General features: G+C 70.3%; 25 protein-coding genes and 1 pseudogene. 7 read left to right on the top strand and 19 right to left on the bottom strand.

All coding sequences use genetic code 11. The features are described from left to right. The first annotated feature begins 23 nt into the window (after positions 1-23). Together FFI97_RS18780 and FFI97_RS18785 are read left to right on the top strand one after the other, a co-directional pair. Positions 24-569: an Rrf2 family transcriptional regulator gene (locus FFI97_RS18780; protein WP_062479961.1), complete on the top strand. Its 546-nt coding sequence runs from the start codon at positions 24-26 to the stop codon at positions 567-569. 103 nt (positions 570-672) lie between these two features. Continuing rightward, positions 673-1,119, top strand: coding sequence for a universal stress protein (locus tag FFI97_RS18785; RefSeq protein ID WP_062479963.1), 447 nt, complete (start codon positions 673-675; stop codon positions 1,117-1,119). Between the two features lie 38 nt (positions 1,120-1,157). On the opposite strand, the gene FFI97_RS18790 is transcribed toward FFI97_RS18785, so the two are convergent. From FFI97_RS18790 to FFI97_RS18800, 4 genes and pseudogenes are all read right to left on the bottom strand, one after another. Continuing rightward, positions 1,158-1,586: a hypothetical protein gene (locus tag FFI97_RS18790; RefSeq protein ID WP_062479965.1), complete on the bottom strand. Its 429-nt coding sequence runs from the start codon at positions 1,584-1,586 to the stop codon at positions 1,158-1,160. Positions 1,587-1,628: 42 nt separating this feature from the next. Continuing rightward, on the bottom strand, positions 1,629-2,126 hold the full coding sequence (locus tag FFI97_RS33785) for a GNAT family N-acetyltransferase (RefSeq protein WP_260685147.1): 498 nt from the start codon (positions 2,124-2,126) through the stop codon (positions 1,629-1,631). 21 nt (positions 2,127-2,147) lie between these two features. Beyond that, a pseudogene (locus FFI97_RS33995) lies at positions 2,148-2,714 on the bottom strand (HD domain-containing protein); the annotation flags it as partial. Positions 2,715-2,779: 65 nt separating this feature from the next. Beyond that, on the bottom strand, positions 2,780-3,367 hold the full coding sequence (locus FFI97_RS18800; RefSeq protein WP_139702556.1) for a hemerythrin domain-containing protein: 588 nt from the start codon (positions 3,365-3,367) through the stop codon (positions 2,780-2,782). A gap of 146 nt (positions 3,368-3,513) precedes the next feature. Here FFI97_RS18800 and FFI97_RS18805 point away from each other — a divergent pair, with 146 nt between their 5' ends. After that, the gene (locus FFI97_RS18805) at positions 3,514-4,026 is read left to right on the top strand and encodes a universal stress protein (protein ID WP_095746583.1); all 513 of its coding nucleotides are present in this window, start codon (positions 3,514-3,516) and stop codon (positions 4,024-4,026) included. Positions 4,027-4,145: 119 nt separating this feature from the next. Next, a complete protein-coding gene (locus tag FFI97_RS18810; RefSeq protein WP_185993659.1) occupies positions 4,146-4,670 on the top strand; it encodes an OsmC family protein in 525 nt (174 codons plus the stop codon). Positions 4,671-4,691: 21 nt separating this feature from the next. Here FFI97_RS18810 and FFI97_RS18815 read toward each other — a convergent pair whose 3' ends face one another. Further along, positions 4,692-5,876 carry a fatty acid desaturase gene (locus FFI97_RS18815; RefSeq protein ID WP_139702554.1) on the bottom strand — a complete coding sequence of 395 codons (1,185 nt, stop codon included), beginning with the start codon at positions 5,874-5,876 and terminating at the stop codon, positions 4,692-4,694. 181 nt (positions 5,877-6,057) lie between these two features. Between FFI97_RS18815 and FFI97_RS18820 the strand changes: the two genes are divergently transcribed. Further along, positions 6,058-6,783, top strand: a complete 726-nt coding sequence (locus FFI97_RS18820) for a winged helix-turn-helix domain-containing protein (RefSeq protein ID WP_139702553.1) — start codon at positions 6,058-6,060, stop codon at positions 6,781-6,783. Beyond that, positions 6,776-8,887, top strand: a complete 2,112-nt coding sequence (locus FFI97_RS18825) for a PAS domain S-box protein (RefSeq protein WP_139702552.1) — start codon at positions 6,776-6,778, stop codon at positions 8,885-8,887. Before FFI97_RS18820 ends, FFI97_RS18825 begins: the two co-directional genes overlap by 8 nt. A gap of 13 nt (positions 8,888-8,900) precedes the next feature. Here the strand turns inward: FFI97_RS18825 and FFI97_RS18830 are convergent, their stop codons facing one another. Continuing rightward, a complete protein-coding gene (locus FFI97_RS18830) occupies positions 8,901-9,659 on the bottom strand; it encodes a Crp/Fnr family transcriptional regulator (RefSeq protein ID WP_260685050.1) in 759 nt (252 codons plus the stop codon). Positions 9,660-9,881: 222 nt separating this feature from the next. Here FFI97_RS18830 and FFI97_RS18835 point away from each other — a divergent pair, with 222 nt between their 5' ends. Further along, positions 9,882-10,364, top strand: a complete 483-nt coding sequence (locus FFI97_RS18835) for an ornithine carbamoyltransferase (RefSeq protein ID WP_260685051.1) — start codon at positions 9,882-9,884, stop codon at positions 10,362-10,364. Positions 10,365-10,384: 20 nt separating this feature from the next. Here the strand turns inward: FFI97_RS18835 and FFI97_RS18840 are convergent, their stop codons facing one another. From FFI97_RS18840 to FFI97_RS18900, 13 genes are all read right to left on the bottom strand, one after another. Then, complete coding sequence (locus FFI97_RS18840) at positions 10,385-11,086, bottom strand: sulfite exporter TauE/SafE family protein (protein ID WP_139702550.1); 702 nt, start codon at positions 11,084-11,086, stop codon at positions 10,385-10,387. 7 nt (positions 11,087-11,093) lie between these two features. After that, the gene (gene hemN / locus FFI97_RS18845) at positions 11,094-12,500 is read right to left on the bottom strand and encodes an oxygen-independent coproporphyrinogen III oxidase (protein ID WP_139702549.1); all 1,407 of its coding nucleotides are present in this window, start codon (positions 12,498-12,500) and stop codon (positions 11,094-11,096) included. Further along, positions 12,497-12,730, bottom strand: coding sequence for a hypothetical protein (locus tag FFI97_RS18850; protein WP_223301390.1), 234 nt, complete (start codon positions 12,728-12,730; stop codon positions 12,497-12,499). The genes hemN and FFI97_RS18850 overlap by 4 nt, the downstream gene beginning before the upstream one ends. Before the next feature lie 5 nt (positions 12,731-12,735). Beyond that, positions 12,736-13,026, bottom strand: coding sequence for a FixH family protein (locus FFI97_RS18855; RefSeq protein WP_139702548.1), 291 nt, complete (start codon positions 13,024-13,026; stop codon positions 12,736-12,738). 11 nt (positions 13,027-13,037) lie between these two features. Then, entirely contained in the window at positions 13,038-14,465 is a 1,428-nt protein-coding gene (gene ccoG, locus FFI97_RS18860) for a cytochrome c oxidase accessory protein CcoG (RefSeq protein WP_139702547.1), read from the bottom strand. After that, positions 14,462-15,376 (bottom strand): cytochrome-c oxidase, cbb3-type subunit III, encoded by a 915-nt coding sequence (gene ccoP, locus FFI97_RS18865; RefSeq protein ID WP_139702546.1) that lies wholly within the window; start codon positions 15,374-15,376, stop codon positions 14,462-14,464. Before ccoP ends, ccoG begins: the two co-directional genes overlap by 4 nt. Before the next feature lie 13 nt (positions 15,377-15,389). After that, a complete protein-coding gene (locus FFI97_RS18870) occupies positions 15,390-15,530 on the bottom strand; it encodes a cbb3-type cytochrome oxidase subunit 3 (protein WP_062481697.1) in 141 nt (46 codons plus the stop codon). 23 nt (positions 15,531-15,553) lie between these two features. Next, positions 15,554-16,198 carry a cytochrome-c oxidase, cbb3-type subunit II gene (gene ccoO / locus FFI97_RS18875; protein WP_062481700.1) on the bottom strand — a complete coding sequence of 215 codons (645 nt, stop codon included), beginning with the start codon at positions 16,196-16,198 and terminating at the stop codon, positions 15,554-15,556. Positions 16,199-16,216: 18 nt separating this feature from the next. Further along, positions 16,217-17,659, bottom strand: a complete 1,443-nt coding sequence (gene ccoN, locus FFI97_RS18880; RefSeq protein ID WP_139702545.1) for a cytochrome-c oxidase, cbb3-type subunit I — start codon at positions 17,657-17,659, stop codon at positions 16,217-16,219. 87 nt (positions 17,660-17,746) lie between these two features. Beyond that, entirely contained in the window at positions 17,747-17,884 is a 138-nt protein-coding gene (gene ccoS / locus FFI97_RS18885; protein WP_062481719.1) for a cbb3-type cytochrome oxidase assembly protein CcoS, read from the bottom strand. A gap of 1 nt (position 17,885) precedes the next feature. Beyond that, positions 17,886-20,216, bottom strand: coding sequence for a heavy metal translocating P-type ATPase (locus tag FFI97_RS18890; protein ID WP_139702544.1), 2,331 nt, complete (start codon positions 20,214-20,216; stop codon positions 17,886-17,888). Between the two features lie 86 nt (positions 20,217-20,302). Then, positions 20,303-20,518, bottom strand: a complete 216-nt coding sequence (locus FFI97_RS18895) for a DUF1059 domain-containing protein (RefSeq protein WP_070062088.1) — start codon at positions 20,516-20,518, stop codon at positions 20,303-20,305. Positions 20,519-20,534: 16 nt separating this feature from the next. Continuing rightward, on the bottom strand, positions 20,535-21,596 hold the full coding sequence (locus FFI97_RS18900) for a class I SAM-dependent methyltransferase (RefSeq protein ID WP_062482952.1): 1,062 nt from the start codon (positions 21,594-21,596) through the stop codon (positions 20,535-20,537). Between the last annotated feature and the right edge of the window lie 6 nt (positions 21,597-21,602).

Raw genomic sequence — 21,602 nt, forward strand, 5'->3', positions numbered from 1 at the left:
CGACAAGCAAGGAAGGAAACACCATGCGCCTCACCACCAAGGGCCGCTTCGCGGTCACCGCGATGATCGACATCGCCCTGCACGGCCGATCGGGCCCCGTCACGCTGGCCTCGATCAGCCTGCGCCAGCAGGTCTCGCTGTCGTACCTGGAACTGCTGTTCGCCAAGCTGCGCCGCAACGGGCTGGTCGAATCCACCCGCGGCCCCGGCGGCGGCTACTCGCTCAGCCGCAAGGCCGCGGAGATCACGGTGGCCGACATCGTGCTCACCATCGAGGACCTGGGTGCCAGCAAGATCCGCCCGCGCGCCGCCGGCTCGGCCGACGAACCCGGCCGCTGCGAGATCGACGACCTGTGGGCCTCCGTGAACCTGCGCGCCGTCGAGTTCCTGCGCTCGATCTCGCTGCAGAGCCTGGTCGACGAACAGAAGGCCAAGGGCGTGCAGCCCGCCACCAGCGCGGCCGCCCGCCGCACCACGGCCGTGGTCGGCTCGCCGGTGCGCAAGCCCTTCGTGGTCGACGCGCCGAACTCGGTGTTCGCACTGGGCCGGCGCCACAGCACGAGCAGCTGACGGCGATCGGCGCGGCCGCTGCGCCGCGCCTTGAAAGACCGGGCCCCGCGACCTAGACTGGACAGTGAGGGCACCCGCGGTGCCGGGGGCCAAGGAGCCTGCCATGTACAAGCGTGTTCTCGTCGCAACCGACGGCTCTTCGCTGTCGGACAAGGCGGTGGCCGCGGCCATCGACCTCGCGTTGCTGACCGGCGCCGAGCTGGTGAGCGTCAACGTCGCACACATCCAGCCCTATGGCTACTTCGAAGGCTCGATGCTGCTGAACCAGACGGATTTCGAGGCCAACCAGAAACACGTCGAGCAGGCGGCCCAGCGCGTGGCCGATGCGGTGCGCGACACCGCCCTGGCCAAGGGCGTGCGCCGCGCCGACGCGGTGGTCATGAAGTCGAACCAGGTGGCCGAAGCCATCATCCACGCCGCCAAGAACCAGGACTGCGACCTGATCGTGATGGCCTCGCACGGGCGCCGCAGCCTGGCCCGGCTGCTGCTGGGCAGCGAGACGCTGCACGTGCTGACGCACTCGCACATTCCGGTGCTGGTGCTGCGCTGAACTGAACGAACGAGGCACCGCGCACGCGGTGCGCGGGGTTATCTCGTCGCGGCGGACTCGACGGTCTCGACGACCGTGCGGCCGGCCGGCGGGCACGACGGCCCGGCATCGCGGCCGAAGCAGCGCGCGGCCTGCGTGCGCGCCTGGGCTTCCTGCGCGTGGCGCGCCTGCGCGGCATCGACCTGGTAGTCGAGCAGCCACTTCATGAGCAACAACATCGCGATCACCAGCCCGAGCGCCACACCCAGCAGGGTCGTGCGCCAGTTGCGCGGTCGCGCCGCAGACGGCGCGCGGGCCGGTGCGCTGCTCTCCATCGCGGTGAAGCCCGCAAGGCTGCGGGACGCACCACCGTCATGGATGCGGCGGCGGGGTGGTTCGGGGGTCGCGGAACGCGCGGACACCGAGGTCTGCGCGCGCTTCACGCGCGGCGCATGGGCAGTGTCCGAAGGCAGGTGGCGGGCAGGCATGACGGGGGCGATTATGAACGCCTTGCGCCCCCGATCCGCGCGTCAGGCACCGACGCCGAACGCCGCGTGGTACCGCACCTCGCCGACCGGCCACGCGCCGTGGAACGACACGGCCTGAAAGTATTCCGGCGGCACGCCCGGCAACACCAGCCCGGGCCGCACGACGAAGCCGAAGCGACCATAGAAAGCCGGGTCGCCCAGCAGCACGCAGCCTTGCGCGCCGGCCGCGCGCAGGCCCGCCAGCGCGGCCTCCATGAGCAGCCGGCCGATGCCCTGCCCCTGGCGCGCGGGCGCCACCGAGATCGGCCCCAGGCCATGCCAGCCGGTCGTGCCGTCGGATATCGCCACGGGCGACAGCGCCACATGGCCGACGATCTCGCCGCCGTCTTCGGCCACGAGCGACAGCGTGAGCTGGCCGGCCGCGCGCAGGGCGTCGACGATGAGGTGCTCGGTCCCGTCGGCATGCGCCGCGCCGGCAAAGGCCGCCACCGTCAGTTGCCGGATCGCGGCTTCGTCGCCCGCTTGCTCGGGGCGCACCACCGGCCCCGCCTGCGCCCGCCGCGCGGCCTCCACCTTCTTCTGCGTTTCGACATCCACCAAAGCCCGCATGGCGCGAAACAGCGGCCGGCTGCCGGTGTGCTTCTGGCCGTAGCCGAGATTGAATTCGTAGTCGAAGTCCGGCGGGTTCGCGCCCTGGTTGTGCTGCAGCAGGGTCTCGAGCTTGTCGAGCGCCTTCACCGCCTGCGCTTCGGGCGTCTCGGCTTTCTCGTACTCGTCCCACAGCGCCAGGATGCCGGCGCGCAGCGGCGCGTCGAGCGTGCGCGTGAGCACCTGCAGGTCTTCGCGCTCCTGCGCGCTCTTGTCGGGATGCGCGCCCTGTTCGATGGCGGGGATGTCACCATGGATCGCCTCGCCCAGGTCGTGCACCACGCACATCTTCAGCACCTTGAGCAGGTCCAGGTCGGCCAGCTCGTCCTCGAAGGCCATGGCCATGAGGCACAGGCGCCAGCTGTGCTCGGCCGTGCTCTCGGTGCGGCCCGAGGCCGTGTGCGCGCTGCGCAGCACGCTCTTGAGGCGCTCGGCCTCGCGAAGGAAGTCCAGCCTTCCCCTGATCTGATCGATGTCCATCTCGCCGTCTCGTTGGTCCTGAATGAGTTCAGGCCGAGCCTAAGCGATCCGGACACAGGCCGTCGTTACAGCGCCGGCCCCAGCCCGATCGGTGCGGGCACCACGTTGACGATGCGCGTGAAGAGCGACGCATACACCTCGTCGGGCGCGGGGTGGTTGGAGAACAGGTCGCGGTTCTCGCCGAAGGCCGCGTCGAGCTCGCGCCAGTCGTCGGCGCCGAGCACGCGCTCGGCCAGCGGCAGGATCTCGCGTTCCTCGTGCGCCATGTGCTCCAGGTAGAAGCTCACGTACTCGTTCATCGCCTGCTCGAAGGCCAGGCGGCGCGGCTCGCCGAGCATCTCGAAGGCGAGCAGCGCATGCTCGACGTGGCGGATCTTGCGCTCGCCCCAGGCGTGGTCGTTGTCGAGCTTGTCCATCAGGTCGCGCGAGATCGGCGTGCAGGCGCGCAGCCGGGGAAAGAGCAGCTCGGTCTCTTTCGGGTGGTGGCGCTTCTCGGGAAACTCGTCCACGTAGAACAGCATGGCGCGCAGCGTCGCGAAGTCGGGCATCGTGCCCTTGCGGCGGTGCTGGTCGAGCAGCATCACGATGGAACGCAGCATGGCCGCCAGCGCGGCGTGCTCCTGGCGAATGATCCGGACGGCGGCATGTGTCATGAGGGTCTCCTTCTTTCGAAGGCCCCAAGGGTCGCAAGCCCGAGGCGGCCCAGGCTTGTTCCAGATCAAGGCCCGTGCACGCAGCCAGGCACAGACTGGCATGGCATCTCCTCTTTCTCATCAACGCACCCTGGAGGTTCCACACCATGTACCAACGCATCCTGGTTCCCGTCGACGGCAGTTCCACCTCCGCCGAAGGCCTGGCCGAAGCCATCCGCCTGGCAAAGCTCACCGGTGGCCGCCTGCGCATCGTCCACATCCTGGACGAGCTCTCGTTCGCGCTCGGCATGGACGTCTACGTCGGCCATTCGGGCGACTGGCTCGGGGCGCTGCGCGCCAACGCCGTGACGCTGCTCGAGAAGGCCCGCGCCCAGGCGCAGGAAGCGGGCGTCGAGGCCGAAGTCGTGCTGCGCGATGGCTTCAAGGCCGGCGCGGTCCACGACCAGGTGGTGACCGAAGCCGTCGATTCGAAGGCCGACCTGATCGTGCTCGGCACGCACGGGCGGCGCGGCCTGAGCCGCTGGGCCATGGGCAGCAGCGCGGAGCACATCCTGCGGGTGGCGCCCGTGCCGGTGCTGCTGATCCGCGCGCCCGAAGCCGCGGCGAAGGTGGAGTCCGAGCGCTTCAGCCTGCCGGACGGGCTGGTCGCGAACCAGTAGGCCGGCCGCCCGCCGCCGGTTTGACGGGGCCCGGCACCGCGCCCAGAATGGCCTGCTCCGCTCGCGGCTTCTTTCGCGCAAGAGCCGCCCGCCCGTTCCCCGTTTCAAGGAGCAGCGCCATGAGCTCACCCCAGCACATCCGGCAGTCCATGGACACCCTCGCGAGCCACTTCGCGACGCATCCCCAGGACGCCCTGACCCAGGACAAGCCGGCCACGGCCACGCTGGTGTCGGGCCTGCACTTTCGCGTGACCGGGCCCACGGGGGAATCCATCGCGACCGACATGCCCAAGGCCATCGGAGGCCACGCTGAAGCGCCATCCCCCGGCTGGTTCATGCGCGCCGCCCTGGCGAGTTGCGAAACAACCGTGATCGCCATGCGGGCGGCGCAGCTCGGCATCGCATTGACGACCCTCGAAGTGGTCGTCGGCAGCCAGTCGGACAGCCGCGGCCTGCTCGGCGAGCCGGCCTCCGTGCCCGCCGGCCCCAGCCGCATGCACGTCGCGGTGCGGATCGCCGCGGACGGCGTGCCGGAGCAGGACCTGCGCGACCTGGTGCACTGGGCCGAGGCCCACTCCCCGGTGGGCAGTGCGCTGCGCCGGGCCGTGCCGCTCGATGTGGCGGTGCAGGTCGGGCCGGCCTGACGGCACCGGCGAAGGCCGTCCTCAGGCGTAGGAACGCAGTCGCACCGCAAAGGCCGCCAGCGGCGCGATGCCGCTGGCTTCGGCGCGCTCGCACCAGTCCTGCAGCCGCTTCACGAGCTGTTCGCCCGTGGCGCCCGAGCGGCTCCACAGCGCCGTCAGTTCGCGCCGCATCGCGTACATGGTCTCCAATGCTTGCGAGGCCACCAGCGCTTGCGTGAGCTGCGCATGGCGCGTGGCATCGAGCGCCTTCTCTTCCTTGCCGAGCCAGGGCCGCGCGGCGCGCAAGGCACGGGCCTTGTTCGGCGCGAGCGCATGCACCCGCGCCAGCTCCTCGGTGCAGGCCTGCTTCAGCGAGCGCGAGTAGTTCGACAGCACGTCGTAGTGGTGCCGGATCACCGCCTGCACCGTGAGCAGGTCGACGGTGGCGCGCGGCGTGGTGAGGCGCGGCTTCGGCGCCAGGTGCTTCACCTTCGCCAGCCCCAGCGCCTGCAGCGCGCGGATGTAGACCCAGCCGATGTCGAACTCGAACCACTTGTTCGAGAGCTTGGCCGAGGTCGGGAACGCGTGGTGGTTGTTGTGCAGCTCCTCGCCGCCGATCAAAAGGCCGATGGGAAAGATGTTCGTGCTCGCGTCCGACGCGGGCCAGTTGCGGTAGCCCCAGAAGTGGCCGATGCCGTTGACCACGCCGGCGGCCCAGAACGGAATCCACGCGATCTGCACGAGCAGCACCAGCGCGCCCGGCAGCACGCCGAACAGCGCCATGTCGATCAGGCCCATGCAGGTGATGCCCAGCGTCTGGTAGCGCGTGTACAGCCGCCGCTCCAGCCAGTCGTCGGGCGTGCCGTGGCCGTAGCGGCTGAGCGTCTCGGGGTTGCGCGCCTCGGCCACGTACAGCAGCACGCCGCCCCACAGCACGCGCTTCAGGCCCACCACCTGCGGGCTGTGCGGGTCGTCGCGCGTGTCGCACTTGGCGTGGTGCTTGCGGTGCACCGCGGCCCACTGCTTCGTGACCATGCCCGTGGTCATCCAGAGCCAGAAGCGGAAGAAGTGGCTGGCGATGGGGTGCAGGTCGAGCGCGCGGTGCGCCTGGTGGCGGTGCAGGAAGATGGTGACCGAGGCGATGGTGACGTGCGTCAGCGCCAGTGCGGCCAGCAGCACGCCCCACCACGGGAGATCGAGCGCGCCCGAGAAAAGAAAAGATGCCATTCGTTCGTACCTTCTGGACCCTGTGGACAACGGGCGCGATTCTCGGAAGCGCCCCGCCCGCGCGCCTTGCGCCAGATCAACGGCGGGTGCTGCGGCTGCCGCAGCCGCGCCTTGCGTGCTACGCTTCCCGGCTCCCTGCGCCCTTCCCCGTGGCGCCGGCGTTTTTTCTCCCAGCCCCCGCATGACTTCTGCCCCCCACATCGCGGTGCTCGACGACGAGGTCGACATCACGCTGCTGCTGGCCAACTACCTCCAGGGCCACGGCTATCGCGTCACCCAGATCCACGACGGCGCGGCGCTGCGCTCGCTCATGGCCGCCGACCCGGCCGACCTCGTGCTGCTGGACCTCGGCCTGCCCGGAGAAGACGGTTTTTCCATCGCCCGCCACGTGCGCGAGAACTGGCGCTGCGGCCTCGTGATCGTCACCGGCCGCGGCGACCCGGTGGACAAGGTGGTGGGCCTCGAAGTGGGCGCCGACGACTACGTGACCAAGCCCTTCGACCTGCGCGAGCTGGCGGCGCGCGTCAAGGCCGTGCTGCGGCGCCTGACGCCCGACGCGTCGGCAGCCGCCGCCGCGCCCACGCCGCCCGAGCGCCTGCGCTTCGCCGGCTGGCGCCTGGACACCGCCGCGCGCAGCCTCAGCAACGCGCAGGGCGAGGCCGTGGCGCTGACCACCGGCGAGTTCGACCTGCTGTGCGCCTTCGCGCGGCACCCGGGCCGCGTGCTCTCGCGCGACTTCCTGCTCGAGCAGACGCGCGGGCGCGAAGCCGCGCCCTTCGACCGCACGATCGACGTGCAGGTCGGCCGGCTGCGCAAGAAGATCGAGGCCAACGCCGACGATCCGCAGCTCATCAAGTCGGTGCGCGGCGCGGGCTACATCCTGGTGCCGCCGGTCACCCATGGCTGACGGCAACGCCCCCTCGATTCCCGGCCTGCCCTCGGGCGTCGAGGAAGGCAGCGTGTTCCGCTCGCTGTTCGCCGCGTATCCCGATTCGCTGCTGGTGGTCGACCAGTCGGGCCGCATCGTGCTGGCCAACCCTTCGGCCGCCGCCATGCTCGGCTATGCGGCCGACGAGCTCGTGGGCCTGAGCGTGGAAGCGCTGGTGCCCGACAGCATCCGCCCGCGCCACGCGGCGTTTCGCGAAGCCTACGGCCGCGCGCCGCGCCCGCGCCCGATGGGCACCGACATGGAGCTGGTCGCCAAGCGCAAGGACGGCAGCGAGGTGATGGTCGAAATCGCGCTGAGCCCGCTGCAGAACCAGGGCCTGCCCTTCGTGGTGGCCGCGATCCGCGACATCGGCGCCTACCCGCGCGTGAAGCAGGCGCTGCAGCGCGCGCGCTACAGCGAACACCTGGCGCAGCTGGGCCGCCTGGCGGTCGACACGCGCGACCTGCAGGTGGTGCTGGCGCAGGTGCCCGACATCGTCGCGACCGCACTGCAGGTCGAGGTCGCCATGGTGTGGCTGCTCGACGGCAGCCAGCGCGAGTTCCGCCTGGCCAGCGGCGTGGGCCTGGTCGCCGACGAGAGCGTGGGCCTGCGCATCGCCAACCGGCCCGACACGCAACCCGGCTACGTGCTCTCGCAAGGCTGCCCGGTCGTGGTCACGGACTATCGCGAGGAGCGCCGCTTCACCGTGCCGCCCGCCTACCTCGAGGCCGGGCTGGTCAGCGCGCTGGCCGTGCCGCTGTCCGACCGGGGCCGCGTGACCGGCATGCTGTCGGTGCGCGCCACCGCCGCGCGGCGCTTCGGCGACGAAGAGATCCGTTTTCTCGAATCGGTGGCCAGCCTGCTGGCCACCAGCCTGCAGCGCGTGCAGACCGAAGAAGCGCTGAACCATGCACAGCGCCTGGAGAGCGTGGGCCAGCTCACCGGCGGCATCGCGCACGACTTCAACAACCTGCTCACCATCATCCAGGGCAACCTGCAGGTGCTCGAGGAGCTGCCGCAGCTCGCGGCCGACGGCTACGCGCAGCAGCTGGTGGCCGCCGCCGCGCGCGCCAGCCGGCGCGGCGCCGAACTCACGGGCAAGCTGCTGGCCTTCTCGCGGCGCCAGATGCTGCAGCCCGACGCGGTCGACGTGCGGCAGATGCTGCACTCGCTCACCGACATGCTGCGCCGCACGCTCGACCAGCGCATCCAGATCGAGATCGACGCCGACGACCCCTGCCCCGCCGTGCGTGCCGACACGGGCCAGCTCGAATCGGCGCTGCTGAACATCGCCATCAACGCGCGCGACGCCATGCCCGAGGGCGGGCGCCTGCACTTTCGCGCCGAAGCCTGCGACGCCCTGCCCGCCACCGTGCGCCAGGAACTGAGCGACGCCGACGCCGGCCGCCGCTTCGTGGCGCTCTCCATCGCCGACAGCGGCACCGGCATGACCGACGCGGTCATGGAGCACCTCTTCGAGCCCTTCTTCACCACCAAGGAGGCCGGGCGCGGCACCGGCCTGGGCCTGAGCACGGTGTACGGCTTCGTGAAGCAGTCGCGCGGCGCCATCGCCATCGACAGCAAGCTCAACGCCGGCACCACCGTCACGCTCTACCTGCCGCAGGTCGAGGCCGAGGTGGCGAGCGCTGCAACACCTGCCGATGAAGACCCGATAGAAGTTGAAGCCGAAGCCACGCTGGCCCCGGGCCTGCGCGTGATGCTGGTCGAAGACGACGCCGAGGTGCGCCAGGTGGTCCACACCTTCCTGACCACGCTGGGCTGCGAGGTCGCGACCGCCGCCAATGCCGAACAAGCGTTGCCCGCCATGGCGGCAGAGGCCACGCCCTTCGACCTGCTGCTGAGCGACATCGCGCTCGGCCCCGGCATGCGCGGCACGCGGCTGGCCGCCGAGGCGGTGCAACGCCAACCCCGGCTGGCGGTGCTGCTGATGTCGGGGTTCTCGGCCGAGCTGCTCGACGCCGACCGCGAAGCGCCGCCGGGCTGGGAGCTGCTGCGCAAGCCGTATTCGCGCAGCGAGCTGGCGCGCGCGATGGCGCGGGCGCTGTTGGCTGCGCGCGAGTGAACGAAGTCTCTTCCTACTGAAGCATCGCGGGCGCCGGCGCCAGGCAGCGCTGCACGAAGGCCGAGAGCGCGCTCACGTCGGGAATCTGCACCTCGCGCCGCCCCTTGGTGGCAAAGCCGATGACCTTGTCGCGCGCCAGCCGCGAGAGCGCACGGCTCACGCTTTCGAGCGTCATGCCCAGGTAGTTGCCGATCTCGGCGCGCGTCATGCGCAGCGTGATCTCGTCGGTGCGCATGCCGCGGTCGGCCAGCGACTCGGCCCAGTAGCGCAGGAAGTCGGCCACGCGCGCGTCGGCCGGCAAGGTGCACACCGACATCAGCGAATCGCGGTCGTGCGCGATCTCGCGGCTCATCGCGGCGTGCAGCATCTGCAGCAGCGCGGGGTGTGTGGTGCACGCCGCCAGCAGCGATTCGTAGGGCACGACCCAGACCTCGCCGGTGTCCATGGCCACGGCGTCGCACACGTAGCGCTGGCCCGCGATGCCGTCGAAGCCCAGCCAGTCGCCGCGGAACTTCAGGCCCACCACCTGCTCGCGCCCATCGGCCGAGAGATTCACGATCTTGAAGAAGCCCGAGTTCAGGATGTAGAGGTTGCCGAAGCGTTCGCCGGCCTGGTAGATCACGTCGCCCGTGTGCACCATGCGGCGCTGCGGTTGCAGCTGCTCGGCCAGCAGGCGCAGGCGCTCGGCCGTGCGGCGGCCCGCGTCTTCCTTCTGCACCGTCGGAAGGGGCCGAAGCGGCAGGATGGGGTTGGGGCGGGCACTCGTGAGCATGGGGATTCCTCGGCGTTCTGTCTTGTGTAGCGTTGCCTGCGATCAGGCGATGTCTCGATGCTAGGAAGCGCGAGGCCCCGCAGTGACAACGGCCCGCATCGGTGCGTAACGTCGGGTGAATGCTCTGTGTCCGGCGTGTAACAGCGGGGCGCTCCTTGATGTGCGTCAAGGCCGGCGCGGCCTGGGTGGCTAGCCTCCGCGAGACACATGTCGAACCTTGCCATGCACCCTTCCACCGCCGCGCTGTCGCCCCAGAGAGAGGCCAGCCTGCTCGGCCGCGCCCGGCTGCTCCAGCGCGCCGCGCTCGACGGCACCGCGCCGCCGCGGCTGCTGCGCGGCAAGAACCTCGGCCTGCTCAGCGAGACCGGCGACAGCGCCGCGCTCGCCCTGCTGCGCCAGGCCGCCGAGGAACTGGGCGCACAGGTCGCGACCATGCGCTCCAGCCTGTCGACCGACACGCCGGTGCAGGAGCTGCAGCACACGGCGCGCATGCTCGGCCGGCTCTACGACGCCGTGGCCTGCGAGGGCATCGATGCCGCGCTGGTGCGCCAGATCGGCCAGCACGCGGGCATTCCGGTGCACGACGGCGCCGCAGCCGACAGCCACCCCACGGCCGCGCTCGCAAGCCTGCTCGGCGAACGCACGGCGGCGGCGGACAACCGGAGGTTCGTGCTGCAGGCGTTGCTGATCGAGAGCATCGCCTGACGAGTTAGCGCGGCAGCGCCTCAGCCGCACCAGTCGGCGATGCGGTGGCTCAGGTCCATCCACAGCGCCTGCAACGCCACCGCTGCCAGCAACACCCCCGCCAGCCGCGCGCCCCAGGCCTGGCGCGTGCCGCTGTCGCCCCACCCGCGCAAGCGCTGCCACAGCCACGGCGCGGCGAGCAGCGACACGCTGCTGCCGAGCGCGAACAGCGCCATCGTCGATGCACCTTGGAGCGGCCCGTTGCCCAGCGCGGCCAGCATGAGTGCCGAATAGAGCAGGCCGCAGGGCATCGCGACCCACAGCGTGCCCGTGGCGAGCACGCCCAGCAGCGAGCCGCCGGCCCTCGGCCGCAGCCGCACTTCGAGCGCGCGCCCGGCGCGTTGCGCCCACAGCGGTTGGCGGCCTGCGACGGCGAGCACCACGCCCCAGGCGAGCACGAACACATGCAGCATCACCCACAGCGGACGCCAGGCCGCGACCTGCGCGCTCGCTGCGCCCAGGCCGTGCAGGCTCGCGGCGGCGATGGCGCCGGCGGCGGCGTAGCTCGCCATGCGGCCGAGGTGGAAGGCGACCGGTGCGACGGGATGCACGGCCTGCGCGGGCCTGCCCACCGGCACGATGCGGATCACCGCGGCCGACACCGCGCCGCACATCGCCACGCAGTGCGGCCCGCCCGCAAGCCCCATCAGCAATGCGGCGCCGGCGAGTGCGGGGGAACTCATGGCCTTCCTAAACCACGCGCGAAAAGCGCGTGCGCGTCGCAGCGCAGTAGCGGTCGAACACCATCGCCACCGCACGCACGAGGAACCAGCCGGCCTCCGTGACCTCGATGGCGCGCGGCGACAGGCGCACCAGCCCCTGCTCAGCCATCGGCACCAGCGCGGCGCGCTCGGGGGCGAAATAGTCCGCGAAGGCGATGCCGTGCGCGGCCTCGACGGCGTCGAAGTCCACGCGGCCCCGGCACATCAGCGCCATGATGACCTCGCGACGCAGCACATCGTCGTCCGACAGCGCGAGCCCCTTGACCACGGGCAGGCGCCCCTGGTCGAGCAGCGCGTAATAGTCTTCCAGCGTCTTCGCGTTCTGGCTGTAGGTCGCACCGACGCGGCCGATGGCCGACACGCCGAGCGCCACGAGGTCGCCGTCGGGCTGCGTGCTGTAGCCCTGGAAGTCGCGGTGCAGCCGGCCTTCGCGCTTGGCCACGGCCAGCGGATCGTCGGGCAGCGCGAAGTGGTCCATGCCGATGTAGACATAGCCGGCTTCGGTGAGCGCGGCGATCGCGCGCCCGAGCATGCGCACGCGCGTGGGCGCGTCGGGCAGTTCGTCGGCCGCGATGCGTCGCTGCGGCTTGAAGCGCTCCGGCAGGTGGGCGTAGGCATACAGCGCGATGCGGTCGGGCCGCAGTTCGCGGATCTGCGCGAGCGTGCGCTCGAACGAGGCATCGTTCTGACGCGGCAGGCCGTAGATCAAATCGACGTTGATCGATTTGAAACCCAGCGCGCGCGCCGCGTCCATGAGTGCGAAGACCTGCGCCGCCGGCTGGATGCGGTGCACGGCCTGCTGCACGGCGGGATCGAAGTCCTGCACGCCGAAGCTCAGGCGGTTGAAGCCGAGTGCGGCCAGCGCCGCGAGGCGCTTCGCATCGACGGTGCGCGGATCGATCTCGATCGACTGCTCGCCGCCCGGCACGAAGGCGAACGCGCGGCGCAGCAGGGCCACCAGTTCGCCCAGTTCTTCGTCGTCCAGGAAGGTCGGCGTGCCGCCGCCCAGGTGCAGCTGGCCGACGGCCGCACCGGGTCCGAGCTGCGCGACCTGCAGCGCCACTTCGCGCGCGAGGTAGTCGAGGTACTCGCGTCCGCGCTCGCGGTGCTTCGTCACGACTTTGTTGCAGGCGCAGTAGTAGCACAGCGATTCGCAGAACGGGATGTGCACGTACAGCGACAACGGCTCGCCGGCCGCATCCGCATCGCGCCGCAGGTGCAGCGCCTGCGCGTAGTCGCCAGCGCCGAAGGTCTCGACGAAGCGGTCGGCCGTGGGGTACGAGGTGTAGCGCGGGCCGGGCACGTCGAAGCGGCGCAGCAGCTCGACGGGCAACACGGACGGGGTCTCGGGAACGCAGGCCAGGGGCAGGCTCATGACGCAGTCTCTTTCTCGGACGGCAGCGCCAGCAGCGTGGTGCACGCGCTCGAGGCCGCCGCCATCAGCCAGAACACGAAGAAGGACACGGTGTAGATGCCCTGGCGCGACATGCGCAGCGCATCGGCGCCGCAGTACGAATGGATCGGGTCGATCATGGCGAACACCAGCACTTCCATGCCGCAGGCCACGAGGAACGACGGCCACAGGATGCCGGCGATGCGGCGCATGGCACTCACTGCGCGCCCCTCCGGGGCACCGGCACATCGTCCTCGGGCGTCGCCGCATGGTTGCGCCCGGCCTGCGCCGGCATGCGCTTCTTGTCGGCCAGCGTGCGGTTGATCTCGATGCCTTCGCGGTAGTAGTCCTCCGACACCAGCACCTCGGGGGTGCGCAGCGCCAGCCACACGGTCGCGATGCTCGCCAGCACCACGGCCGCAGGCCCCGCGATCACCAGCCAGACCAGCGGGTAGCGCCACCAGGGGCCAGAGGTCGCGGGCACGTTCATCGGCAGGGCATCGTTCATGGGAAGACCTTTCAGCGCGGCACCAGGAAGACCGCTTTTTCGGAAACCTGCGCCGCGCCATCCGCCTGCCGGATGTCGAAGTGCACGGTGTGCGAACCGGCCGGCGCGGCGCCATAGGGCACCTGCAGCCGCACCGCCACCCAGCGCGCCTGCGCGGGCTCGACCTCGATGGCCTCGTCGGGCGAGGCCACGCTCAACCCGTCGATGCCGCGCGCGGCGATGCGGTAGTGCTGCGTGCGCTCGGTCGCATTCATGATCTGCAGCCGGTAGACGTTCTCCAGCCGCCCGCCCTCGACGATGCGCGCCAGCGAGGCGCGGTCGCGCACCACGTCGACCTTCAGCGGCGTGCGCGCGACCAGGCTGGCGAGCAGGCCCGCCACCAGCAGCGCGAGCAACGCGGTGTAGACCAGCACGCGCGGGCGCAGCACGCGGCGCCACAGCTGGCGGCGCGACCAGCCGGCTTCCATGCCGTTCTGCGTGTCGTAGCGGATGAGGCGCGGCGCGTAGCCCATCTTGTCCATCACGCTGTCGCAGGCGTCCACGCACAGGCCGCAGCCGATGCACTCGTACTGCAGGCCCTGGCGGATGTCGATGCCGGTGGGGCACACCTGCACGCACAGGCTGCAGTCGATGCAGTCGCCCAAGGCGGCACTGCGCGGGTCGACGTTCTTGCGGCGCGGCGCGCGCGGCTCGCCGCGCCGTGGGTCGTAGCTGACGATGAGCGTGTCGCGGTCGAACATCGCGCTCTGGAAGCGCGCGTAGGGGCACATGTACTTGCACACCTGCTCGCGCATGAAACCGGCGTTGCCGTACGTGGCAAAGCCGTAGAAGAACACCCAGAACACCTCCCACGAGCCCATCTGCGTCTGCAGAAAGGCCATGCCCAGCTCTCGGATGGGCGTGAAGTAGCCCACAAAGGTGAAGCCGGTCCACAGCGCGATGCCGATCCAGACGAGGTGCTTGAAGGCCTTCTTCAACAGCTTCTCGAGCGAGAACGCACCGGCGTCGAGGCGGATGCGCGCGCTGCGGTTGCCTTCGATGCGCTGTTCCACCCACAGGAACATCTCGGTGTAGACGGTCTGCGGGCAGGCATAACCGCACCACAGGCGCCCGGCCACGGCCGTGAAGAGAAAGAGGGAGAGCGCGCTGATCACCAGCAGGCCCGACAGGTAGATCAGGTCCTGCGGGTACAGCACCAGACCGAAGATGTAGAAGCGCCGCGCGGCCAGGTCGAACAGCACCATCTGCCGCTCGCCCCACTCCACCCAGGGCATGCCGTAGAACACCAGCTGCGTGAGAAAGACCATGGCCCAGCGCCAGCGCGCGAACAGGCCCTGCACGCTGCGCGGGTAGATCTTCTTCGTCGCCTCGTACAGGCCGACCTCCGGCGCGGCGGCAGGCGGCGCGCTGACGATCGGGATGACCGTCTTTCGCGTCATGGCGTCCCGGTCGCAGGGTTGGACATGCCCCACACGTAGGAGGCCAGCAGCTTGATCTGGGCCTCGGTCAGGCGCCCTTCCTGCGCGGGCATGGCGCTGTGCTTGCCCTCGTTGATGATCTGCACGATGGCGGCCTCGCCGTAGCCGTGCAGCCAGATGCGGTCGTTCAGGCGCGGGGCGCCCAGCGCCGGGTTGCCCACGCCACCGATGCCGTGGCAGGCAGCGCAGGCGGCGAACTTGGGCTTGCCCAGGCCCGCGCGCAGCGAGTCGTGCGGCTCGCCCGACAGGCTCAGCACATAGTTGGCGACGTTCTTCACGTCGTCGGGCGTGCCGACCATCGCGGCGGCCGGCGGCATGGTGCCGATGCGGCCCTTGGTGATCGACTCGACGATCTTGTCGGGCGTGCCGCCGTGCAGCCAGTCGGCATCGGTGAGGTTGGGAAAGCCCTTGCTGCCGCGCGCGTCGGAGCCGTGGCACTGCGCGCAGTTGTTCATGAACAGGCGCTCGCCGATGGCGCGGGCCTGCGGGTCGCGCGCGACCTCCTCCAGGGGCATGGGCGCGTAGCGCGCGTACACCGGTTCCAGTGCCTGCGTGGCTTTGACCATGTCCTGCTGGTACTCGGTGCGCGAGCTCCAGTCGTTCGTGCCGCGGAAGCTGCCCAGGCCCGGGAACACGGCCAGGTAGCCGAGCGAGAAGACGATGGTCAGCACGAACAGGCCCACCCACCACAGCGGCAGCGGGTTGTTGGCTTCGCGCAGGTCTTCGTCCCACACATGGCCAGTGGTGTTGTCGGCGTCGGAGGGCACGCGCTTGCGCGCCGTGAGCCACAAGAGCAGCACGCAGCCCAGGATGCTCAGCAGCGAGGCCACGGCCACGTAGCTGGACCAGAAGTTGTTGATGAAATCGCTCATCGTGGGGCTCCCTTCAGTCCTGCTCGAACGGCAACCGGGCCGCTTCGGCGAAGCGCTGCGTGTTGCGGCGCGAACAGGCCCAGGCCACGATGCCGATGAAGACGACGAAGCAGGCGATGGTGGCGGCGATGCGCAGGGTGGTGATGTCGGTCATGGGGCGTTGCCTGTTCTTTCTTCTTACTTGAGCGCCAGGCCCAGCGACTGCAGGTAGGCCACGGTGGCGTCCATGTCGGTCTTGCCGGCAACCTCGTCGGCGGCCTTGGCAATCTCTTCGTCGGTGTAGGGCACGCCCACCGTGCGCAGCGCGCGCATGCGGGTGGCGATGCTGCCGGCGTCGACCAACCCCTTCTCCAGCCACGGGTAGGCCGGCATGTTCGACTCGGGCACGAGGTCGCGCGGGTTGTTCAGGTGGATGCGGTGCCACTCGTCGCTGTACTTGCCGCCCACGCGGTGCAGGTCGGGGCCGGTGCGCTTGCTGCCCCACTGGAAGGGGTGGTCGTACACGAACTCGCCGGCCACCGAGTAGTGGCCGTAGCGCAGCGTCTCCGAGCGGAAGGGGCGGATCATCTGCGAGTGGCAGTTGTAGCAACCCTCGCGCAGGTACACGTCGCGGCCGGCCAGCTGCAGCGGCGTGAGCGGCTTCACGCCCTCCACCGCCTCGGTGGTCGACTTCTGGAAGAACAGCGGCACGATCTCCACGAGGCCGCCGATGGCCACCACCAGCAGGATCAGCACGATCATCAGCAGGTTGTTGGTCTCGACCTTCTCGTGCGTGAAGCCGGTGGCGGCGGGCGCGGAGTTCTGGTTGTCAGGTGCGTTCATCGTGCGTCCTCGGGAGCTTCAGGCGTGGGCGGCGGCAACGGCCGGGATCTCGGCGCGCACCGAGCGCCCGGTGATCACGGTCATCCAGACGTTCCAGGCCATGACCAGCATGCCGCCCAGGTAGAGCACGCCGCCGATCACGCGCACCAGGTAGTAGGGGAAGGTGGCCTTCACGCTTTCGACGAAGGTGTAGGTCAGCGTGCCGTCGGCATTGATCTCGCGCCACATGAGGCCCTGCATCACGCCGGCGATCCACATCGCGGCGATGTACAGCACGATGCCGATGGTGGCCATCCAGAAGTGCACGTCGATGGCGCGCACGCTGTACATGGCGAGGCGGCCGTACATGCGCGGGATCAGGTAGTACAGCGACCCCATGGTGATGAAGCCCACCCAGCCCAGCGCGCCGGAGTGCACGTGGCCCACGGTCCAGTCGGTGTAGTGGCTCAGGGCGTTGACGGTCTTGATGGACATCAGCGGGCCCTCGAAGGTCGACATGCCGTAGAACGACAGCGCGACGATCAGAAAGCGCAGGATCGGGTCGGTGCGCAGCTTGTGCCAAGCGCCCGAGAGCGTCATCACGCCGTTGATCATGCCGCCCCAGCTGGGCGCCAGCAGGATCAGAGAGAACACCATGCCCAGCGACTGGGTCCAGTCGGGCAGCGCGGTGTAGTGCAGGTGGTGCGGGCCGGCCCACATGTAGGTGAAGATCAGCGCCCAGAAGTGCACGATCGACAGCCGGTACGAGTACACCGGACGCCCCGCCTGCTTGGGGATGTAGTAGTACATCATTCCCAGGAAGCCGGCCGTGAGGAAGAAGCCCACGGCGTTGTGGCCATACCACCACTGCACCATCGCGTCCTGCACGCCGGCGTAGGCCGAGTAGCTCTTCATCCAGCCGGCCGGAATGGCCGCGCTGTTGACGATGTGCAGCAGCGCCACCGCGATGATGAAGGCGCCGTAGAACCAGTTGGCCACGTAGATGTGGCGCACCTTGCGCAGCCCGATGGTGCCGAAGAACACGATGGCGTAGGCCACCCAGACCACCGCGATCAGGATGTCGATGGGCCATTCGAGCTCGGCGTATTCCTTGCCGCTGGTGTAGCCCAGCGGCAGGCTGATGGCGGCGGCGACGATCACCAGCTGCCAGCCCCAGAACACGAACGAGGCCAGCGCCGGCGCGAACAGCCGCACCTGGCAGGTGCGCTGCACGACGTGGAAGCTCGTGGCCATGAGCGCGCAGCCGCCGAAGGCGAAGATCACCGCGTTGGTGTGCAGCGGACGCAGGCGGCCGTAGCTGAGCCAGGGAATGCCGAGGTTGAGTTCGGGCCAGGTCAGCTGCGAGGCGATGATCACGCCGACCAGCATGCCGACCACCCCCCAGACCACCGACATGAGTGCGAACTGCCGCACGACGGTGTCGTCGTAGATGGCCGCGGGAGGGTGCGTGGTCTGCTGCATCGTGGTGCCCGTAGATGTGGTTTGCGGGCAGTGTCTGCCCGCGTCGCCCGGGCAGGCTTGATGCAGATCAAGCCATCAATCGCTGTGTCAGTCGTTGTTCAGGATGCGGTCGCCTTCGACCTCGATGTCCTCGAACTGGCCGCGCTCGATGGCCCACCAAAGGCCCCCGAGGATCGCCAGAACGAGCACCACCGACAGCGGCACGAGCAGGAACAGCACGTCCATCTCAGGCCACCGCCGTCTTGCCGGGCGCAGCGAGCCGCGCCGCGTTGAGCACCACCAGCAGCGAACTCGCGGCCATGCCCAGCCCGGCGAGCCAGGGCGGCAGCCAGCCGGCCACCGCCAGCGGCACGCACACGGCGTTGTAGGCTGCGGCCCAGAACAGGTTCTGGCGCACCACGCGCAGCGTGCGGCGCGCCTGCGCCACCGCGGCGGGAATGGCCTGCAGTGCGTCGCCCAGCACCACGAAGTCCGAACGTGCGCGCGACAGCGGCACGGCGTGGCCGAAGGCGAACGAGGCGTTGGCGCGCGCCAGGCTGGGGCCGTCGTTCAGGCCGTCGCCGACCATCGCCACCTCGCGCCCGGCCGCCTGCAATTGCCACAGCACCTCGAGCTTGTCTTCCGGCGCGCAGTCGCCCTGCACTGCCGCGATGCCGGCCTGCGCGCCGATGGCGCGCGCTGCGTTCTCGCGGTCGCCCGAGAGCAGGCGCACCGACAAGCCCTGCGCCTGCAGCGCCGTCACGGCCTGCATGGCGTCGGGGCGCAGCTCCTCGGCGAGCACGAAGCTGGCGAGCCAGCCCTCGTCGTCGCTCAGGTGGATCTGCGCCGCATCGACCTGCAGCGGCGGCACCTCGCAGAAGGCCGCCGAGCCCAGGCGCACGGGGCGCGCGCCGTGGTCGTCCACCGCATCGCGCCGGTGCAGCGAGGCCGCCACGCCCTGCCCCACCGTCTCGCGCAGCTGCGTCGCCGACCAGGCCGGCGGCGCGCGGAACTGCGCCTGCCAGGCGTTCACGAGCGCGCGCGCAGCCGGGTGCAGCGACAGCGCCGCGAGCGCCGCACCGATCTCCAGCGCATCGCCGGGGCGCAGGCCCTGGCGGCAGTACACGCGCTCCAGGCGCGGCGTGTCGCCCGTGAGCGTGCCGGTCTTGTCGAACACCACGGTGTCGACGCCGGCCAGCGCTTCGAGCGCCTGCAGGTTCGACGTGAGCACGCCGCCGCGCGCCAAGGCGCCCGCGCTCGCGAGCATCGCGGCCGGCGTGGCCAGCGACAACGCGCACGGGCAGGTGACGATCAGCACCGCCACCGCGACCATCAACGCCTTGCCGGGATCGACCGTCCACCACAGCGCGCCCGCGCCGAACGCGCAGGCCAGCACCGCGATGAGAAAGGGCCGCGCCACGCGGTCGGCCAGCCGGGCCAGGCGCGGCTTGTCGAGCGCGGCGTTTTCCATCAGCTGCACGATCTGCGCGAAGCGCGTGCCCTCGCCCACCGAGGCGATGCGCACCTGCACCACGGCCGAGAGGTTGTGGCTGCCCGCGAGCACGCGGTCGCCGCAGGGGCGCGGCACGGGGCGCGACTCGCCGGTGAGCAGCGCCTCGTCGGCGGTGGTGTCGCCGTCGATCACCGTGCCGTCGGCCGGAAAGGCCTCTCCGGGGCGCACGCGCACCACATCGCCCGCGCCGAGCCGGCGCACCGCCACGCGCGTCCATTCGCCGTCGGCCCCGAGGCGCTCCACGCTGTCGGGCAGCCGGTGCATCAGCGCCTCGAGCGCGCCGGCCGTGCGGTCGCGCAGCCGCGCCTCGAGCCAGCGGCCGGTGAGCAGGAAGAAGACGAACATCGTCAGCGAGTCGAAGTAGACCTCGTGCCCCAGCGGCCCCGTGGGGTCGAAGGTGGCGGCCGTGCTGACCAGGAAGGTGATGACCACGCCGAAGGTCACGGGCAGGTCCATGCCGACACGGCCGATGCGCAGGTCGCGCCAGGCGCTGCGAAAGAAGGGCCCGCACGAGAACAGCACCACGGGCAGGCTGAGCACCCACGAGGCCCAGCGCAGCAGCTGCGCCGCATCGGCCGTCATGTCGCCGGGGCGTGCGACGTAGGCCGGGTAGGCGTACATCATCACCTGCATCATGCAAAAGCCCGCGACCAGCCAGCGCCACAGCGCCATGCGCAGTTCGCGCGTGCGCGTCTCGCGCGCGCTGCGGCTGCCAGCGGGCAGCAAGGGGTAGCCCGCGCGCGCGCTGGCCTCGAACCAGCGCGAAGGCCGCGTGGCCGTGGCCGACCACACGACGCGCGCGCGCCGGCTCGCGGCATTCACCTGCACCTCGGTCACGCCGGGCACCTGCGCCAGCGCGGCCTCGACGGTGAAGGCGCAGCCCGCGCAGTGCATGCCTTCGACCGCCACCTGCGATTCCCAGCGGCCCGTGCCGGCCTCCAGCGGGCGGCCGAACGCGGCCCACTCGGCGGGATCGTCGAGCAGCTGCCAGGCGTCGGCGCGGGCGTCACTCCCGGCGGACGATGGAACGGACGGAAACGGCGCGAGCGCGGCGGAAGCTTGCATCGGGGCAGGCTAAATGCCGGGCCGATGCAAGCGTTTGATCTGCATCAAGGTTCGTTGCGGCGGCCGGGGCCGCGCAGGACCGTCAGTCAGGCAGGCGTCTTTGCGAGCTCCACCGGCGGCGTGCCGGCCTTGAACATGCTCGCCAGCTGCTTGCGCAGTTCGGGCGTGTCGGTGTGGCCGTGCACGGCCACGGCGTGCTGGACGGCGGCATCGAGCAGTTCGCCTTCGGAATCGGCGCAGAGCGCGACACTGCAGTTCATCGTGCTTGGGTACTCGCGGCAGTCGATGTATTGGCGGGACATGGCGCCTCCTTTGTCCTTACGGACGTGCTTCGAAGATCAGGTTGAAGGGCGTTTCGCTGGCGCGGCGGAAGTGCGAGAAGCCGCCCTGCGAGACGACGTCGCGCAGGCGCGCTTCACCGGCCTGCGCCCCCAGGCACAGGCCCACTTCCTGCGAACGCGAGGCCGGCGTGCAGATGAAGCTGGAGGCCGAATAGAACACGCGCCCCACCGGGTTGATGTTGTCCTCCAGCCGGTCGTTGGCAAAAGGCTCGACGATCATCCACGTGCCCTGCGGCTTGAGGGTGCGCCGCACGTGCGCCGCCGCGCCGACGGGGTCGCCCATGTCGTGCAGGCAGTCGAAGACGGCGACCAGGTCGTAGTCTTCGCCGGGGAAATCCTTAGCGCTCGCGACCTCGAAGCGCAGGCGCTTTTCATCGTCGACGCCGGCCTTGCGCGCGGTTTCGCGGGCGCGTTCGATCGACGGCGCGTGGTAGTCGAAGCCGACGAAGCTGGATTGGGGATAGGCCTGCGCCATCAGCAGCGTCGAGGCACCGTGCCCGCAGCCCACGTCCGCCACGCGCGCGCCGCTTTTCAGCAAGGGCTCGATGCCTTCGAGCGCCGGAATCCACTGGCTCACCAGGTTGGCCGCGTAGCCGGGCCGGAAGAAGCGCTCGGTGCCATGGAACAGGGCCACGTCGTGCTCGTGCCAGCCGATGCCCAGGCCCGTGCGCATGGCCTGGACCATCTTGGGAATGATCTTGAACTGCGCCACGGCGATCTGGAACGCGCCGGGCACGAAGGCCGGGCTGCCTTCCTCGGCCAGCGCGAAAGCCTGTTCCTCGGTCAGCGAGAACAGCTCGCCTTTCGGGTCGTACTCGACGTAGCCGCTGGCGGCCTGGGCCGAGAGCCATTCGCGCAGGTAGCGCGGGTCGGTCTCGGTGCGGCGGGCCAGCTGCTCCGCCGTGGCGGGGCCTTCGGCCAGCGCCTTGTACAGGCCGAGCTGGTCGCCGACGACGATGGTGGCCGCGTGCATCACGGCCCCGATGTCGTGGACGAAGTTACCCATGAACGCGTTAAGCCGTGTTTCGTCGATGGCCATGTGTAT

The organism is Variovorax sp. KBS0712 (assembly GCF_006323185.2).
In the GTDB taxonomy this organism is placed as follows: domain Bacteria; phylum Pseudomonadota; class Gammaproteobacteria; order Burkholderiales; family Burkholderiaceae_C; genus Variovorax; species Variovorax boronicumulans.

Coding starts and splice junctions, on each gene's coding strand:
- FFI97_RS18780 (WP_062479961.1), top strand. CDS start 24: ATGCGCCTCACCACCAAGGGCCGCTTCGCGGTCACCGCGATGATCGAC.
- FFI97_RS18785 (WP_062479963.1), top strand. CDS start 673: ATGTACAAGCGTGTTCTCGTCGCAACCGACGGCTCTTCGCTGTCGGAC.
- FFI97_RS18790 (WP_062479965.1), bottom strand. CDS start 1,586: ATGCCTGCCCGCCACCTGCCTTCGGACACTGCCCATGCGCCGCGCGTG.
- FFI97_RS18800 (WP_139702556.1), bottom strand. CDS start 3,367: ATGACACATGCCGCCGTCCGGATCATTCGCCAGGAGCACGCCGCGCTG.
- FFI97_RS18805 (WP_095746583.1), top strand. CDS start 3,514: ATGTACCAACGCATCCTGGTTCCCGTCGACGGCAGTTCCACCTCCGCC.
- FFI97_RS18810 (WP_185993659.1), top strand. CDS start 4,146: ATGAGCTCACCCCAGCACATCCGGCAGTCCATGGACACCCTCGCGAGC.
- FFI97_RS18815 (WP_139702554.1), bottom strand. CDS start 5,876: ATGGCATCTTTTCTTTTCTCGGGCGCGCTCGATCTCCCGTGGTGGGGC.
- FFI97_RS18820 (WP_139702553.1), top strand. CDS start 6,058: ATGACTTCTGCCCCCCACATCGCGGTGCTCGACGACGAGGTCGACATC.
- FFI97_RS18825 (WP_139702552.1), top strand. CDS start 6,776: ATGGCTGACGGCAACGCCCCCTCGATTCCCGGCCTGCCCTCGGGCGTC.
- FFI97_RS18830 (WP_260685050.1), bottom strand. CDS start 9,659: ATGCTCACGAGTGCCCGCCCCAACCCCATCCTGCCGCTTCGGCCCCTT.
- FFI97_RS18835 (WP_260685051.1), top strand. CDS start 9,882: ATGCACCCTTCCACCGCCGCGCTGTCGCCCCAGAGAGAGGCCAGCCTG.
- FFI97_RS18840 (WP_139702550.1), bottom strand. CDS start 11,086: ATGAGTTCCCCCGCACTCGCCGGCGCCGCATTGCTGATGGGGCTTGCG.
- hemN (WP_139702549.1), bottom strand. CDS start 12,500: ATGAGCCTGCCCCTGGCCTGCGTTCCCGAGACCCCGTCCGTGTTGCCC.
- FFI97_RS18850 (WP_223301390.1), bottom strand. CDS start 12,730: ATGCGCCGCATCGCCGGCATCCTGTGGCCGTCGTTCCTCGTGGCCTGC.
- FFI97_RS18855 (WP_139702548.1), bottom strand. CDS start 13,026: ATGAACGATGCCCTGCCGATGAACGTGCCCGCGACCTCTGGCCCCTGG.
- ccoG (WP_139702547.1), bottom strand. CDS start 14,465: ATGACGCGAAAGACGGTCATCCCGATCGTCAGCGCGCCGCCTGCCGCC.
- ccoP (WP_139702546.1), bottom strand. CDS start 15,376: ATGAGCGATTTCATCAACAACTTCTGGTCCAGCTACGTGGCCGTGGCC.
- FFI97_RS18870 (WP_062481697.1), bottom strand. CDS start 15,530: ATGACCGACATCACCACCCTGCGCATCGCCGCCACCATCGCCTGCTTC.
- ccoO (WP_062481700.1), bottom strand. CDS start 16,198: ATGAACGCACCTGACAACCAGAACTCCGCGCCCGCCGCCACCGGCTTC.
- ccoN (WP_139702545.1), bottom strand. CDS start 17,659: ATGCAGCAGACCACGCACCCTCCCGCGGCCATCTACGACGACACCGTC.
- ccoS (WP_062481719.1), bottom strand. CDS start 17,884: ATGGACGTGCTGTTCCTGCTCGTGCCGCTGTCGGTGGTGCTCGTTCTG.
- FFI97_RS18890 (WP_139702544.1), bottom strand. CDS start 20,216: ATGCAAGCTTCCGCCGCGCTCGCGCCGTTTCCGTCCGTTCCATCGTCC.
- FFI97_RS18895 (WP_070062088.1), bottom strand. CDS start 20,518: ATGTCCCGCCAATACATCGACTGCCGCGAGTACCCAAGCACGATGAAC.
- FFI97_RS18900 (WP_062482952.1), bottom strand. CDS start 21,596: ATGGCCATCGACGAAACACGGCTTAACGCGTTCATGGGTAACTTCGTC.